This is a genomic window from Novosphingobium sp. GV079 (genome assembly GCF_003058045.1).
GTDB lineage: Bacteria > Pseudomonadota > Alphaproteobacteria > Sphingomonadales > Sphingomonadaceae > Novosphingobium > Novosphingobium capsulatum.
The window spans coordinates 394,813-410,857 of sequence record NZ_QBUE01000004.1 but is presented as its reverse complement, the minus strand read 5'-3'; the positions used below and the strand labels follow the sequence as shown (position 1 = coordinate 410,857).

Annotated in this window: 12 protein-coding genes; 3 read left to right on the top strand and 9 right to left on the bottom strand. The window is 65.1% G+C overall.

What is annotated here, in order from left to right; genetic code table 11:
- Positions 1-9: 9 nt before the first annotated feature.
- The 4 genes from C8K14_RS07830 to C8K14_RS07815 all read right to left on the bottom strand — a co-directional run bounded on the left by C8K14_RS07830 (position 10) and on the right by C8K14_RS07815 (position 5,680).
- Positions 10-2,295, bottom strand: coding sequence for a TonB-dependent receptor (locus C8K14_RS07830; RefSeq protein ID WP_107716242.1), 2,286 nt, complete (start codon positions 2,293-2,295; stop codon positions 10-12).
- Between the two features lie 64 nt (positions 2,296-2,359).
- Positions 2,360-3,619 carry an MFS transporter gene (locus C8K14_RS07825; RefSeq protein WP_107716241.1) on the bottom strand — a complete coding sequence of 420 codons (1,260 nt, stop codon included), beginning with the start codon at positions 3,617-3,619 and terminating at the stop codon, positions 2,360-2,362.
- Positions 3,620-3,698: 79 nt separating this feature from the next.
- Positions 3,699-4,760 carry an LLM class flavin-dependent oxidoreductase gene (locus C8K14_RS07820; RefSeq protein ID WP_233250962.1) on the bottom strand — a complete coding sequence of 354 codons (1,062 nt, stop codon included), beginning with the start codon at positions 4,758-4,760 and terminating at the stop codon, positions 3,699-3,701.
- An 11-nt stretch (positions 4,761-4,771) separates the two neighbouring features.
- Entirely contained in the window at positions 4,772-5,680 is a 909-nt protein-coding gene (locus tag C8K14_RS07815) for an aldo/keto reductase family oxidoreductase (protein ID WP_107716304.1), read from the bottom strand.
- 30 nt (positions 5,681-5,710) lie between these two features.
- On the opposite strand from C8K14_RS07815, the gene C8K14_RS07810 reads away from it, so the two are divergent.
- Entirely contained in the window at positions 5,711-6,799 is a 1,089-nt protein-coding gene (locus tag C8K14_RS07810; RefSeq protein ID WP_171795945.1) for a Gfo/Idh/MocA family protein, read from the top strand.
- Between the two features lie 80 nt (positions 6,800-6,879).
- Here C8K14_RS07810 and C8K14_RS07805 read toward each other — a convergent pair whose 3' ends face one another.
- The 4 genes from C8K14_RS07805 to C8K14_RS07790 all read right to left on the bottom strand — a co-directional run bounded on the left by C8K14_RS07805 (position 6,880) and on the right by C8K14_RS07790 (position 13,021).
- Positions 6,880-7,161, bottom strand: coding sequence for a hypothetical protein (locus tag C8K14_RS07805; RefSeq protein WP_233250961.1), 282 nt, complete (start codon positions 7,159-7,161; stop codon positions 6,880-6,882).
- Between the two features lie 68 nt (positions 7,162-7,229).
- A complete protein-coding gene (locus C8K14_RS07800; RefSeq protein WP_107716240.1) occupies positions 7,230-8,663 on the bottom strand; it encodes an efflux transporter outer membrane subunit in 1,434 nt (477 codons plus the stop codon).
- A gap of 5 nt (positions 8,664-8,668) precedes the next feature.
- Positions 8,669-11,839 (bottom strand): efflux RND transporter permease subunit, encoded by a 3,171-nt coding sequence (locus C8K14_RS07795; RefSeq protein ID WP_107716239.1) that lies wholly within the window; start codon positions 11,837-11,839, stop codon positions 8,669-8,671.
- 6 nt (positions 11,840-11,845) lie between these two features.
- On the bottom strand, positions 11,846-13,021 hold the full coding sequence (locus C8K14_RS07790) for an efflux RND transporter periplasmic adaptor subunit (RefSeq protein ID WP_107716238.1): 1,176 nt from the start codon (positions 13,019-13,021) through the stop codon (positions 11,846-11,848).
- 107 nt (positions 13,022-13,128) lie between these two features.
- Here C8K14_RS07790 and C8K14_RS07785 point away from each other — a divergent pair, with 107 nt between their 5' ends.
- Complete coding sequence (locus C8K14_RS07785; protein WP_107716237.1) at positions 13,129-13,818, top strand: TetR/AcrR family transcriptional regulator; 690 nt, start codon at positions 13,129-13,131, stop codon at positions 13,816-13,818.
- A gap of 305 nt (positions 13,819-14,123) precedes the next feature.
- Positions 14,124-14,498, top strand: coding sequence for a DUF3459 domain-containing protein (locus C8K14_RS07780; protein WP_107716236.1), 375 nt, complete (start codon positions 14,124-14,126; stop codon positions 14,496-14,498).
- Between the two features lie 18 nt (positions 14,499-14,516).
- Here the strand turns inward: C8K14_RS07780 and C8K14_RS07775 are convergent, their stop codons facing one another.
- Positions 14,517-15,995, bottom strand: coding sequence for a sensor histidine kinase (locus tag C8K14_RS07775; protein ID WP_107716235.1), 1,479 nt, complete (start codon positions 15,993-15,995; stop codon positions 14,517-14,519).
- Positions 15,996-16,045 lie beyond the last annotated feature (50 nt).

Below are 16,045 nucleotides of genomic sequence, written 5' to 3'. Positions count from 1 at the left end.
ATCGGCCGATCAGAATGTCTTGCGCAGCGTCACGCCACCATAGCGCACGTCATCGCGCGGCACATAGCGCACGATGCCGGCCACCCCGCCATTGACCAGATAGCTGGCATAGTGGGTGTTGGTGATGTTCTTGACATAGGCGCGCAGCTGCCAGCCATCGTCGTGGCCCAACAGCGCGACGCTGCCGTTCCAGATGGCATAGGCGGGTTGGATCGTGCCCGGCGTCTGCGTCAACTGGTACTGCGTCTCGCTCTTGAAGGCGATGTCGCTCTGCAGTTCCAGATCGACCGCCTCGGTCAGGGCAAAGCGATAGGCGGCATTGGCAAACAGCTTGACCTTGGGCGCGAAGGGCAGCGGCTGACCATTGATGTCGCAGCTGGCGGGCAGGCCGGCCGGGCAGTTGAAGTTCACCACCTTGGCATCGTCATAGGCGGCCGACAGATCGACGGTGAAGCCCTTGGTCGGCACCAGGGTGACATCGGCCTCGACCCCTTGGGTGCGGACCTTGCCGGCGTTGATCAGGCGCGTCACCGCCGTGCCGTTGACCAGATCGGCCACGTTGGCCTGATAGTTCTTGAACGTGGTCGAATAGACCGCCAGCGCATAGCGGACCGAGCGATCGGCCGTGCTGCCCTTGATGCCCACTTCGAAGGAATTGGAGGTTTCGGGCAGCAGGGCGATTTCATCGTTCGGCTGCATGTTGAAAAAGGCGTTGTAGGCCGGCCCCTTGTACCCGCGTGACCAGGTGCCATAGACCTGCGTGTGGCTGCTCACGTCCCACTGCAGCCCGGCGCGCCAGGAATCGCCACGGGTCGACGTGCTGCCGTTGCTGTTGTGATAGGCGCGGATGCCCGACACGTTGAACGCGGCACTGCCGGTGTTGGCCGGATCGGCCGTCGACGTGCGCACGTGATAGTACGAGAGCTTGTCCCAGGTGGAGCGATAGCCGGCGATGGCGCGGAAATTGCTGGTGAAGTTGATGTTGGCTTCACCAAACAGCGCATAGTTGTTGGCGCGGATGCCGTACTTGGCAACGCCGGTCGTCACACCAGACGTGCGCGTCAGATCACGCTGATAGCGCTCGTCGGTCTCCGCGCGCAGAGCATAGGCACCGATGACATAGTCGATCAGCTTGCCCTTGGGCGAGGTGAGGCGCAGTTCCTGCGAATACTGGTTGGTGTTGACGTCACCATGGTCGTCGCTCTGCGGCTGCACGGCGGGTGAGGCCTGGGTGGCATCGAGATCCTGGTGCTGGTGGTTCTTCCAGCCGCGCCAGGCGGTGATCGAGGTGACCTTGTAATCCCCCAGCGAGAGATCGGCCGTCAGCGAGGCGCCGAAATTCTCGTCGCGCACGTCGGTATCGAACGTGGTGGCGACGGTGCGGTTGCTGGGCCCGGCGGTGATGCCATAGCCGGCGAGGATGCCGACCAGCGTGGGCGAGGCGGTGACGGCGTTGGTCGGATAGGCGATCTGGTTGGTGTTGGCATAGACCCCGTTGGAGGTCGTGTCATAGCTGTGCAGCCAGTCACCCGCGAGCGTCAGCGTCAAGGCTTCGCTCGGGCGCGCCTCGATCTTGCCGCGCAGGCCATAGCGTTCGAACCCGTTGACCTTGTCCTTGGTCACCGCGTTCCACACGTTGCCCTTGTAGTTGGCGTAAACGCCGTCGATCCGCGCCGCGACCGTATCGGTCAGGCCGCCGGTGACGCCCGCCTTCACGCGGTATTCGGCATCGGTGGTGGCGCCGCCTTCGACATAAGCATGGAATGCCTGGGTGGGCGCGGCGGTGACGATGTTGATCACGCCGGCCGAGGCATTCTTGCCGAACAGCGTGCCCTGCGGGCCGCGCAGCACTTCGATGCGCTCAACCTCGCCCACGTCGAGCGTGGCCTGGCCGGGGCGGTTGAGCACCACGCCATCGAGCACGGTCGAAACCGAGGATTCGACACCCGGCGAGGTGGTGATCGTGCCCACGCCGCGAATGAACACGGTGCGGTCCTTGTTCGAGGCGCCGCTGCGGAAATCGACCGTCGGCACGCTGGCCGACAGATCCTGGAGATTGTGGATGCCGCGATCGTTGAGCGACTGGCCGCTGACCGCGCTGATCGCGATCGGCACTTGCTGCAGGCTTTCGTTGCGGAAACGCGCGGTGACGACGATTTCGCCTGGCGCCGGCGCGTCTGCTTCTGCCGGAGCAGGCGCCGCGGGCGGAGCATCCTGGGCAGCGGCGGCGGCGGGCACGATCAAAGCACCGGCGAGCAAGAGCGCGCTGCGCAGCGAAACGGAAAACTTGGGCATCGATTTCTCCCTTGAACGCGGCGGCGCTATACTCAACCCTATAGGTAGAGAAGAAAGTTTTTCTTTAGTGCCCCAACGCCATGCCCATGGCGCGTCCATCGGGCGCTTCGTCCACCGGCACGATGCGCGGCATGCCCAGCCTGATCAGCCCAAGGGCAAGCAGATAGGAAACCGCCGCGAACGCAAAGAGCGGGCCATAGCCCAGCCCGGCCGCCAGGGTGAGGCCGGCGATCTTGGTGATCGCGGTGCCGCCCATATTCCCACAAAACGCGGAAAAACCGGTGACGCGGCCCACGCGTGCGCGCGGGGTGACATCGGCAATCAGGCCAAACAGGCTGGTGGAAAAACCCTGGTGCCCGGCCAGCGCCAGTGCCAGCACCGCCGCAGCGCTCCACGCGCTGGGGGCCAGCAAGGCCAGCGGCACAGGAGTGACGACCAGGGCAGAGGCCAGCATCACGCGCTTGCGCACGCGGTCGATTGGCTGGCCGGCGCCGATCCAGCGGCTCGACAGCGTGCCGGCCAAGACCGATCCGACTGCCGCGCCGGCATAGGCGAGGGCCAGCGGCGGGCCGAGTTCGGTGCCGGCCAGCCCAAACGCGCGGTGGAAATAGTCCGGCATCCAGAACAGCATCAGGAACCAGGTGGCATCAGACAGCACCTTGGCACCGGCGATGATCCAGGTGCGCCGCTCCCGCCACACCGGCCTGGCGCCATGATGATCTTGCGCCTTGGCCATCGGCGTATCGGCAAAATCGATGCCGCGCGTGGCCAGCCACCAGGCCAGTGCCCAGACCAGGCCAAGCGCACCGGCCATGACAAAGGCCGCGCGCCAGCCCCAGATCGCTGCAACGATCGGAATGGCCAGTGGCGCCAGGATCGCGCCGATCGAATTGATCGCGTTGGACAGGCCGATGCCAGTCGATCGCTGCTCGGGCGGAAAGATCGCCGCCATGGTCTTGATGCCGGCCGGGGTGCCCATCGCCTCGCTTGCGCCAAGGCTGATACGGCAGGCCATGAAGGCGGAAAAGCTGCGTGCCCAGCCATGCGCCATCGCGGCAAGGGACCAGGCCGCCACGCCAAAGGCATTGGCCCGCCGCACGCCAAGCCGATCGACCAGCCAGCCCGCCGCGAGAAAGCCGAATGCCGCCCCGGTTTGAAACAGCGCCGCCAGCGTGCCGTAATCGTCATCGCTCCAATGCAGGTCGGCGGCGATGGTTGGCTTGAGCACCGCGATAATCTGGCGATCGACCAGATTGAGAATCCCCGCCGTCAGGGCCAGCGCAAACAGCAGCTGGCGGCGGCGGGGGCTGAGCAGGGCAGTCATCGGTGGCGGCACTCCTTTGCCATGCCTGTTACGGGGTGCGGCAAGGGAGTGCCAGAAAGTTCAACTTTTGCAGTAGAGATTAAAACGGTGCGTGATCGATATGCGGCAAGACGTGGCGAGCAAACAGATCCGCCTCGCGCGCATGGGGATAGCCCGAAAGCACAAAGGCTTCGATCCCTGCCGCGCGATAGGCGTTGAGCTTGGCCAGAACCTGGTCAGGGTCGCCCACGATCGCCGCGCCGCAGCCGGATCGGGCGCGGCCGATGCCGGTCCACAGGTTGTCTTCGACATAGCCGTCGCCAGCGGCGGCCTCGCGCAGGGCGGCCTGCGCCTGCACACCCACCGATTGGGAATCGAGCGACTTGGCCCGGATCGCCGCGCCTTGCGCCGCGTCCAGCTTGCTTAGCAGGCGATCCGCAGCGGCGCGTGCCTCGCTTTCCGTCTCGCGCACCACCACGTGCACGCGATAGCCGCAGCGGATGGTGCGGCCATGCCGGGCGGCGCGGGCTTTCATGTCGGCGACGATGTCTTTCACCGCCTCCATGCGGTCGGGCCACATCAGATAGACATCGCAGCCCTTGGCGGCGGTTTCGCGCGCCGGTTCAGACAGGCCACCGAAATAGAGCGCCGGCACGCGCGGCGCGGCCTGCAGCATGCGTGGCGCGTCGAGCTTGAGGTTCCAGAACCGGCCCTGGTGATCGAGTGGCTGCCCGGCGAGCAGGGTGCGCAGGATGGCGATCGCCTCGTCGGTGCGTTCATAGCGCGACGCCCCGTCAAGCGTTTCGCCCGGCAGGTCGCTGGAAATGATGTTGACCGTCAGCCGCCCGCCCAGGATCTGGTCGATCGTGGCGATCTGGCGTGCCAGTTGCGCTGGCCACATTTCACCCACGCGCACCGCCATGAGCAGCTTGATGCGCTGCACCTGCGTGGCGATCGCCGCGGCAAAAGCCGTGGTATCGATGCCCAGGGCATAGCCTGAGGGCAGCAGGATATTGTCGAACCCGCCCTCTTCGGCACCCAGCACGATATTGCGGCAATGTTCCCAGCTTGATTGCAGCGCCGGGTCGCTTTGCCCGAGATATTCATAGTCGTCATCGCAAAGCGCTGAAAACCAGCTGATTTCGCAAGGATTGTGGGTCACGGGATTTTTGGTCACGGCATGGATTCTCCGCGCGATGCTTCCAGCACCGCGTACCATTCGCCGCGCGTCCATTCGACCTTGAAGGCGTCGCGCAGGGCGGCAATGCGGGCGGGTTGCTGCGAACCGACGATGGGCACGATCCGCGCCGGGTGCGCCATGATCCAGCTCAACGCGGCGGCACTGGCATCGGTGCCATAGGCCGCGCCCTGCTTGGCCAGCAATGCGCCCACCGGGTGTGCGGCATCGGTCAGCCTGCCACCGCCCAGTGGCGACCAAGCCAGCACGGCCATCTCGCGTTCCATGGCCTGGTCCAGCGTGCCATCATAGAGCGGGTCAAACCGCGCGGCGGAATATTCCGGCTGGGTCGACACCAGCGGGAAGGGCAGGAAGGCCTGCAGTGCCGCAACCTCGGCCGGGCTGTAGTTCGATACGCCCACGTGCTTGACCTTGCCCGCCTCGACCATCTCGACCAGCGCCTCTGCCACTTCGCGCGGATGGGTGAGGAAGTCGCGGCGGTGGATCTGGTAAAGGTCAACGCTGGGCAGCCCCAGCCGCGCCAGCGAGGCATCGATCGCGCTGCGCAGATAGGCAAGCGTCGAATCATAGGGCTTGCCCGGCCAGATGCCGCCCTTGGTGGCGATGACCATGCGCTCGCGCCAATGCGGATTGGCCGCCAGCGCCTTGCCGAACAGGGCTTCAGCCCCGCCAAAACCCACCGGCGCATCGCAGCCATAGATATCGGCGGTATCGAACAGGGTCACGCTCGCATCCAGCGCGGCTTCCACGCGATCGGCAATGGCACCCAGATCATCGTTGCCGTCGGGGCTGGCCAGCCGCCACATGCCCCAGGCAATCGGGAAAACGGCAAGTCCGCTCTTGCCGAGCGCGACGGGTTCGGTCTTTAGGCTGAGGTTCGTCATGGAGAGCGCCATGGCACAAGGAGCTTGGTGATGGTAGAGAAACTGCGTTACGGCTTGGTTGGCACCGGCATGATGGGGGTGGAGCATATCCACAATATCAAGCTGTTGCCCGATGCCGAAATCGTCGCCATCGCTGATCCCGAAGCAACCTCGATCGATTGGGCGCGGGCCGCGCTGGGCGATGCGGGCCAGGATGTGGCCGTGCATGCTGATGCCGCCAGCCTGGTAGCCGCGGGCGGAATCGATGCCGTGGTCGTGGCGTCGCCCAATTTTACCCATCGCGCCGTTTTGGAGCCGCTGCTGGCCAGCGACGTAGCGATCCTGTGTGAAAAGCCGCTGTGCACCACCATGGCCGATGCGCGCTGGGTGGTGGAGCAGGCCGCCGCGCGCCGCGCGCCGTTCTGGACCGGCATGGAATACCGCTTCATGCCGCCCGCTGCCGCGTTCATCGATGCCATCCACGCCGGCCAGGTGGGCGCGCTGCAGATGCTCTCGATTCGCGAGCACCGCTTCCCGTTCCTGGTCAAGGTGCGCGACTGGAACCGCTTTTCGGCCAAGACCGGCGGCACCATGGTCGAAAAATGCTGCCACTTCTTCGATCTGATGCGGCTGATCACGCAGAGCGAGCCGGTGCGGGTCTATTGCTCGGGCGCCATGGACGTGAACCACGTGGACGAGCGCTATGAGGGTGCACGCCCTGATATCATTGATAACAGCTTTACCACGGTGGACTTTGCCAACGGCACCCGCGCGATGCTCGATCTGTGCATGTTTGCCGAAGGCGCCGAACACCAGGAAGAAATGAGCGCGACGGGCGACAAGGGCCGGCTGGATGTGTTGATCCCGCCCGGAGACCTGGTGTGGTCGCCGCGCGTGCCCTGGCCGGGGCCAAAGGCGGTGGAACGCCGGCACGTGGCGGTGGACGAAACCGCGCTGGCGGCCGGATCACACCACGGGTCGACCTATTACCAGCACGCGGCGTTTGCGCGCGCGGTGCGGGGCGAAGGAGATGTGCTGGTGACGGCCCATGACGGGCTCATGGCCGTGGCCATCGGCACGGCGGCCGAGATCAGCGCGCGTGAGCACCGCGCGGTGGACATGGCGGAAGTGCTGGGTTGATGGGCCCAGCAGTGAGGGCGTGAAGGAAAACAACCCAGGCCGGGCGGTGGACACTCTGCCGCCCGGCACGGGTTGGTGGATCAGTTGGCGGCGCCGCGGCGCATGTGCTTGCCGCCATAGCGCTGACCAAGATAGGCAGAAAGACGGCGCAGGTAGCTGACAGCCTCGGTCGCGCTGCCATTGTTGCACGGCAAGGGATTGCGGCTGGTGCCGGTGGCACGACGCTCCACCTTTTCGCACAGCAGCTCGATATCGCTGCGGCTCAGCAGATTCTTTTCCCGCATCAGACACAGCAGCGATTCGAGGATGATCAGGCTTTCATCGCCCGCATCGGTTACGCCGTCACGCATGCCTTCGCTCATCGCCAGACCTCTTCCGCATATATGTTATGCAACAGATACTATTCCGGTCTGGCGCTTTGGCAAGCGATTCAATCGAGGCCGCCTCCCAAGGTGCGATAGAGCGTAACCAGGTTGTTGGCCCGGGCCAGGCGCGTGGTCACCAACTGCTGCTGCGCGGCATAGGCGCTACGCTGTGAATCAAGGGCGGTGAGGAAGGATTCCACCCCGGCGCGGAACCGCGCGTCAGACAGCATCGCCGCCTGCTGCGCCGCCTGAACCCGGGCGGTTTGCGCCGCCATCTGTTCGTCGATGGTGCCGCGCTGGGCCAGCGCATCGGAAACCTCGCGGAATGCGGTCTGGATGGTTTTCTGATAGGTCGCCACCGCCGCATCGCGTGATGCCTTAGCATAATCGAGATTGGCCTGGTTCTGCCCGAAATTGAACAGCGGCAGGCTGGCTGAGGGCGAGACGGTGTAGGTTCCCGTTCCCGACGAGAACAGGTTGCTCAGCGTCGAACTGATCGTGCCGATCGTGGCGGTAAGCGATATGCGCGGGAAGAACGCGGCCCGCGCCGCGCCGATATTGGCGTTCTGCGCGATTAACTGGTGCTCGGCCTGGAGCACGTCGGGCCGGCGCAGCAGCACGTCGGAACCAAGATTGCCCGGAAGAGCATCGATCGTTGCCGGTTCGGTTGCCAGCCCCTGCGGTTGCAATTCGGTGGGCACAGGCGCACCGGTCAGCAGCTGTAGCGCGTTGAGATCCTGCGCCACCTGGGTTTGCAGCACGGCAATGTCATTGCGCGCCGATTGATAGCTGGTTTCCGCCTGCTGCATTTCCAGGGCAGAGGTCACGCCGATGCGGAACTGCGCCTTGGTCAGGTCCAGGCTCTGCGCATAGGCCTTTAGCGTGCGTTCGGACGTGGCCAACTGATCGCGATCCGCGCCCAGCGTCAGCCAGGCCGCGGCGATTTCACCGATCAGGGTGACACGCGTGGCGCGCCGCCCTTCCTCGCTGGCCAGGTACTGCTCCTGCGCCGCCTTGGAAAGGTTGCGCAGGCGTCCGAATAGGTCGATCTCGAACGAAGACAGCCCTACGTTGCCAGTGAAATACTGGATGTCGGCCGGGCCCGCGCTGGCCGCGCCACCAGCGCTGGCGGCAAAGGACGCGGTGTTGGTGTAAGTGCCCGATCCGCTGGCGCTGATCGCCGGGAACAGGTTGGCGCGTTGCGAGCGATATTGCGCGCGCGCCGCCTGCACATTGGCCACGGCCAGGCGCAGGTCCTGGTTGTTGGCCAGGCCCAGCTCGATCACCTGGCGCAGGCGATCGTCGCGAAAGAATTCGCGCCAGCCGATCCGGGCCAGGTCTTGCGTCTGGGCAGCGTCAGCCGCTGGATAGACGTCTTGGCCCTGGGGCAGGGCCGGCGGCACGGCCGGCGCCGGCCGGGCATAGCGCGGCGCCAGGTTGCAGCCCGACAAGAGCAGGGCAGGCAGCACGGCCGCGAGCACGGTTTGGGATTTGGTCACGACAGTCAGACTCCCTGGGGCGCGGATGCACCCTCGTCGTCTTGGGTGTGGGTTTGATCGGCCTGCTTGCGCCGCGTGAAGAGGTTGAAGACCACCACGAAGAACATCGGCACAAGGAAGATCGCCAGCACCGTTGCGGAGAGCATGCCGCCCACGACGGCACGACCGATGGCATTCTGGCCGCCAGCACCAGCCCCGGTCGCCACTGCCAGGGGCAGCACGCCGAAGATGAAGGCAAGGCTGGTCATCAGGATCGGTCGCAGGCGCAGCCGGGCGGCGCTGATCGCCGCGTCGAACGCGCCCATGCCGTCGCGCATGCGCTCTTCGGCAAATTCCACGATCAGGATCGCGTTCTTGGCCGACACCCCGATGGTGGTGATCAAGCCCACCTGAAGGTAGATATCGTTGTTCAACCCCGTCAGCGTGGCTGCCAGCACTGCGCCGATCACGCCAAGCGGCACAACCATGATCACCGAGAGCGGAACTGACCAGCTTTCGTACAGCGCGGCAAGGCACAAGAACACGATCAGCAGCGACAGGCCGTAAAGCGCCGGCGCCTGCCCACCCGAAAGCCGTTCTTCATAGGAAAGGCCGGTCCATTCCAGCGCTGTGCCCGGGGGCAGCTTGGCGTGGATCGCCTCCATTGCCGCCATGGCGCTGCCGGTGGCGACGCCCGGTGCCGGGGCGCCGAGAATTTCCATCGAAGGCAGGCCGTTGTAGCGGGTGAGCTGCACCGGCCCCTTTTCCCACGAGATCGTGGAAAAGGCGCTGAAGGGCGTCATGCTGCCGTTGCTGGATCGCACGAACAGCTTGTCCATGTCTTCGGGCGCCATGCGATAGGGCGCATCGGCCTGGACATAGACCCGCTTTACACGGCCGCGATCGACGAAGTCGTTGACGTAGCTGCCGCCCCAGGCCGTGGCGATCGTGCTGTTGATCGTGGACAGATCGAGGCCGAGCGCGCCCGCCTTTTCCTGATCCACCGTCACCTTGAGCTGCGGCGCATCGTCGAGCGAGTTGGGGCGTACGCCGACCATGCTCTTGTCCTGCATGGCCATGCCCAACATCATGTTGCGAATTTGCAGCAGCCGGGCGTGCCCCAGTCCGGCCTGGTCCACCAACTGCAGGTCGAACCCGGTGGCATTGCCCAGTTCCTGCACGGCGGGCGGGGTGATCGCGAAGATCAGCCCGTCGCGATAGGCGGCAAACGCGCCCATGGCGCGCCCGGCGATCGACTGGGCCGCGTTGGCCTTGCCAGAACGTTCGCTCCACGGCTTGAGCGGTACGAATGCGAGGCCGCTGTTCTGGCCCGATCCCGCGAAACTGAAACCGTTCACCGTGAACACGCCGGCAATGTTGGCGCTTTCCTGCTTGGTGAAGTGGTCACGGATCACGGTGAGGCCCTTTTCCGTGCGCGCGGCGGTAGAGCCGGCTGGGCCTTGGACCAGAGCGATGACCATGCCCTGGTCTTCATCGGGAAGGAACCCGCCGGGCAGCCGCACGAACAACAGCGCCAACCCGCCCACGATCAGGGCATAGACCACCATCGAACGTTTCCAGTTGCGCGCGGTGGAGCGCACGCTGCGTTCGTAGCGTTCTTGGCCGGCATCGAATTTTTCGTTGAACCAGCGGAAGAAACGGGCCAGCGGCCCATTGCTTTCCTGCTCATTGGGCTTGTGCGGCTTGAGAATGGCGGCGCACAGCGCGGGCGTCAGCACCAGGGCGACGAGCACGGAAAGCGCCATGGCCGACACGATCGTGATCGAGAACTGGCGATAGATCACCCCGGTCGACCCGCCGAAGAACGCCATCGGCAGGAACACGGCCGCCAGCACCATGGCGATGCCGATCAGCGCGCCGGAAATCTCGTTCATCGATTTGCGCGCCGCGTCGATCGGACTGAGGTGCTCGGTCACGATCAGGCGCTCGACGTTTTCGACCACCACGATCGCGTCGTCGACCAAGAGGCCGATGGCCAGGACCATCCCGAACAGCGTGAGCGTGTTGATCGAATAGCCCGCCACCGCCATGACGGCAAAGGTGCCCAGCAGAACGACCGGAACGGCGATCGTGGGGATCAGCGTGGCGCGCCAGTTCTGCAGGAACAGGAACATCACGAGGAACACCAGCACCACGGCCTCGACCAGGGTGTGCACGACCTGCTCCACCGAAAGGCGGACGAACGGCGTGGTATCGTAGGGGTAGATGACCTTGATGTCAGACGGGAACTGCGTGGAAAGCTCGTTCACGCGGGCCTTGATGGCGTCAACGGTGTCCAGCGCGTTGGCGCCAGGCGCCAGCTTGATCCCGAGACCAGCGGCAGGCTTGCCATTCCACTTGGATTCAAAGCCGTAGTTTTCCGCGCCAACCTCGACGCGGGCAACGTCGCCCAGGCGAACCACGGCGCCGTCGCTGCCGATCTTGAGGCGGATCTTGGAGAATTCCTCTGGCGTGGACAGGCGTGATTGCACCGCCACGGTCGCGTTGAGCATCTGCGTGCCCGGTGCGGGCAGGGCGCCGATCTGGCCGGCCGAAACCTGGGCGTTCTGCGCTTTCAGCGCGGCCGTGACATCGGCGACCGACAGGGCGTACTGGTTCAGCTTGAGCGGATCGAGCCAGACGCGCATCGCGTATTGCGACCCGAAAATCTGCGTGTCACCCACGCCCGAAACGCGCGACAGGGGATCCTGCAGCTTGGAAACGAGGGTGTCGGCCAAGTCCGCGCCGGAACGCTTGCCGCTCTCCGAATACAGGCCAACGAACATCAGGAAGTTCTGCGTCGCCTTGGCGACTTGCAGGCCCTGCTGCTGCACTTCCTGCGGCAGGAGCGGGGTGGCCGCCTGCAGCTTGTTCTGCACCTGCACCTGGGCGATATCAGGGTTGGTGCCCTGCTCGAACGTGAGAGTGATCGTCACCGTGCCCGCAGCGGAGGACGAGGACGAGAAATACCGCAGGTGATCCAGCCCCTTCATCTGCTGTTCGATGATCTGGGTGGTGGTCTTCTCCAGGGTTTCGGCGTCAGCCCCGGGATAGGTGGCGGTGATCGACACCGCCGGTGGGGCAATTGCCGGAAACTGCGAGATCGGCAGCGTGCGGATCGCCAGAACGCCGGCCAGCATCAGCACGATCGCGATGACCCATGCGAAGATGGGCCGGTCGATGAAAAAGCGTGACATGCAGGATTACTTTCCCTGTGCCTGGCCGGGTGCTGTGCCGGCCGGGGCGTTGGGGTTCCAGGGCTGCGGATTCACCGGCATCCCCGGCTGCAGCATCATGCCACCTTCCACGATCACCTTGTCGCCGCTGCGCAGCCCGCCGGTAACGATCCACTTGTCACCCTGCGTGCCGCCGGTCTGCACCGGGCGCGCTTCCACCTTGTTCTGCGCGCCAACGACCATGACCACGGCATTGCCATGTTCATCGCGGGTCAACGCCTGTTGTGGCACCAGCATGGCATTCTGCACCGTGCCCTGCACCAGGCGGGCGCGAACGAACATGCCCGGCAGCAGCAGGCTGCGCGGATTGGGGAACACGGCGCGCAGCACCTGCGAACCGGTCGCCTGATCCACGGTCACGTCGGTGAACAGGAGGTCGCCTTGCAGCGGATAGGTGCTGCCATCTTCCAGGATCAGCTGGACTTTGGCCTTGCCGTCCTTGGTCAGCTTGCCGTCCATGATCTGGCGGCGCAGCTTGAGCAGGTCGGCGCTGGATTGGGGAATATCCACATAGACCGGATCGATGCGCTGGATCGTGGTGAGCGCGGTGGCCTGTGCGGCCGAAACCAGCCCGCCCGTGGTGGTGAGCGAGCGGCCGATGCGCCCGCTGATCGGCGCGGTGATGGTCGTGCGCGCGAGATCAATCTGCGCGGTCCGAAGGGCAGCTTCCTGTGCCGCCACATCGGCCCGGGCCTGTCCGGCGGTGCTCACCGCGTTGTCATAGTCCTGGCGGGCGATGGCGTTGATCTTGACCAGTTCGCCATAGCGGCTCGCCTGGGCCTGGGTCGAGGCGATCGCGGCGCGGGCCTTGGCCAGCGCTGCCCGCGCGCTCATCACCTGGGCCTGATAGGGCGCTGGATCGATGCGATAGAGCGGCTGGCCGGCGCGCACGAAATCACCCTCGGTGAACAGGCGCGACTGGATCAGGCCGTTGACCTGGGGCCGCACGTCGGATGTTTCGTAGGCCACCGTCCGGCCCGGAAATTCGGCCGTGATCGGCAGGGGCTGTTCCTGCACCGCCACCACCGAAACGGCAGGCGCAGCGCCGCCTGGCCCGCCGGGACCACCCGCGCCTGGGGGTTGCGATCCGCATGCCGCAAGGGCCAAAGCCAGCGCCGGGGTGACGCGTCGCAAAAATGTCATGCAAAATCCTGCCGATCAGTGTATGAGAGTGAACGATCACTCACAAATTTGCGCTACTGCGCCGGGGGGCCAGTGGTCAAGCAGGAAATTTTGGGTAGAGAGAGGCTATGATTACGGATCAGGCGCCAGTGTGCCTCAGGGCGGGGGGCAAGGCGGCACAGCGGCGGGAAAAGATTACCGCTGCTGCGCGTAAGCTATTTATAGAAAACGGTTTTCATGCAACCGGCGTGGCTCAGATTGCCAAGGAATCGGGCGTGGCCGTGGGCCAGCTCTATCGCGATTTCGCGTCCAAGGAAGCGATCATCGCCGAGATCGTGGCGTCTGACTCCGGCGAATTCTTGGAACGTGGTGATATCGTGCTGGGCGTTGCCCTCCGTGACGAATCGGCAGTGTGGCAATGGTTGCACGATTTCCTGATTCCCGATCCCGATTGCCCCAACGTGCTGATCGCGGAAATCGTGGCCGAGTCTGCCCGCAATCCCAAGGTGGCCGAAATCTTCAAGCGCTGCCACAACACCGTGCACGCCGGCCTGCTCCGCGCGATCGAAGTTCTCTTGCCTGGCGATGACGTGGCATCGGCCCGTGTCTGTATGGCCGACATGCTGCTGATGCTGTCGCTGGGTCTGATGCAGCACGATCTCATCCGGGGCGAGGCCGAGGCGCGGCGCATGGCCGAGATGGCCTTTGCCTCTTTCCGGACGCAGATCCTTGCGCTGCGCGGTGCAGACCAGGCGCCCGCTGCCGTGGCCGGCGTGGCCTGCCGGCCAAGCGCCGCACGGAATACCGAGCTCGCCTGATCGGGGAATTGCAACCGATTGCATAGCCTGCCGCGCCGTGCCACGCTGTGTTTCATGGCGAGCGCTGTGCAATCGGCAAGATGCGGCGCTGGCACGTTCCTGTCGTTGCCTTGGCGGAGACCGCGCGCATGATATCGTTGCATCACCATCTCCGGGCTCTTGCCATCACGCTGGCAGCGGGAACGGTGATTTGCACGCTGGCCTTTGTCCCTGCCGTCGCGGCGCGCCGCCTTCGGCGATGGGGTGCACGATGATGCGATCGCGCGGCTGACGGCGGCTTCACGACCGGATCGCCCTGGTTGCCCGTGGCTCGGGCTGCTGCCACCACCAACGTGGCCGCCCAGTCGGCCGATCCGCATTCGATGCTGAATTGGTACCGGCAATTGCTCACCCTGCGCAGGGATCTGTCTGCCTTGCGCGAGGGCAGCTATGTTCCGCTCGAATCCGGTAACGCCGATGTCGTCGCTTTTGCCCGGCTCGATCGATCGGGCCAGGGCGTGCTGGTCTTGCTCAACATGAGCGCTGCCCAACAGCGCCTCGCCATTTCCGGGTGGGCAGGCGGCCACGTGCCCAGCGATGGGCGCGTGCTGCTGACGACCCAGCCCGACGCCAGCGCTGATCTTGCCAATCCAGTGCTGGCGCCCTTTGCCACCCGCCTGGTGGCGTTCCGCGTCAGATAGACGGGCGCATCCGCTGCGTCAGGCGCGCAGGGCCAGGCTGATCCGGCACTGCACGCCGGCCGGCGCAAAGTACAGGTCCACGCGGTTGCCACCGGTGCGGGGCAGGGCGCGTTCGATCAGGGTGGTGCCAAAGCCCTTGCGGTCTGGCTGGCGCACGGCTGGGCCGCCGCTTTCATGCCACAACAGTTCGACCCGGTTTTCCGCCGGGATGGTTTGCCAGGTGAGAGACAGATTGCCGCTGTCGCATGACAGCGCGCCATACTTGATCGCGTTGGTCGCCAACTCGTGCAGGATCAGGGCCAGCCCCTGTGCGGCAGCGGGCGCGATTTCGGCGCTGGGGCCCTCCATGGTGATGCGGCCGAACAGATCGACATGCAGCTTCATCACCGCCATCACCGTGAGTGCCACGTCGGCCGGCGCCAAGTGCCCTTCGATCAGTGCCGGCTGCGTTACCGACAGCACGCTCAGCCGGGCCAGGATATCACGGCGTGCGGTGACCATGTCATGCGCATCGCGCAGCGTGGCGGAAACCACCGCCTGGGCCATGGCCAGCGTGTTCTTGATGCGGTGCACGCTTTCCCGCATGATTGTGGCCATGCGCTGTTCGGCGCGCTGCTGCTCGGTCACGTCCACGCCCTGCACGAAAACCCCGTGCACAGCGCCGGCGGCATCGCGCAGCGGCTGATAGGCGAAATCGAGATAGCGTTCTTCCGGCGGAAGGCCCGGCGCCAGTTGCAGCGAGACGAGCGCGCTGCGCCCGATATAGGGCTGCCCGGTGCGGTAAACACCGTCCACCAGGTCGACAAACCCCTGTTCCACCACTTCGGGCAAGGCCTCGCGCAGCGGGAGGCCCAACAGCGGTCGATGCCCGATCAACTGGTTGTAGGCTGCGTTGGCGATTTCGAACACGTGGTCCGGCCCGCGCAGGATGGCGATGAAGCCTGGCGATTGATCGAACAGATCGCGCATCCGCTCGATTTCGGCCTGCACCTTGTTGGCGCGCATCAGGATGCCTGCCTCGAGGATGGCGGCCCTGCCCGAATCTGCGGTTTGGGTCAGCAGCGCGGTGATGTCGGCGGTGTGCTGCAGGATGTAGCGCAACCTGCCGTCCGCGCTCATGATCGGTACGTGCGTCGCGCTCCAATAGCGCATTGTCGGCACTGTCCCCGGATCACCCACGGCATAAGGGATGAAGGCAATGTGATCGGTTTCATGGGCGCGCTGCACGCGATGGAGCGACTTGCGCAGCAGGCGGTAGCTTTCGCTGTCCGGATCAGCCGGAAAAGCCTCGAACAATGGCAGGCCGACGAAGGTTTCACGCGGGCGCCCCACGGCTGCGACATAAGCGTCGTTGCAACCCGCGATCGTCAGATCGGGTTGGAACAGCACATAGGCATTGGGTGCAGCGCCGATCAGCCCGCCCAGACGGCCATCGACAATAGTGATCTCGTCGATCGGTTCAAAGGCTGCGTCAGTTGGCGTGTGCGGGCGATCCATGCCGTTTCCTCAACATTGTGCACGGCGGTCCCGCAGCGATGAATCTGCCG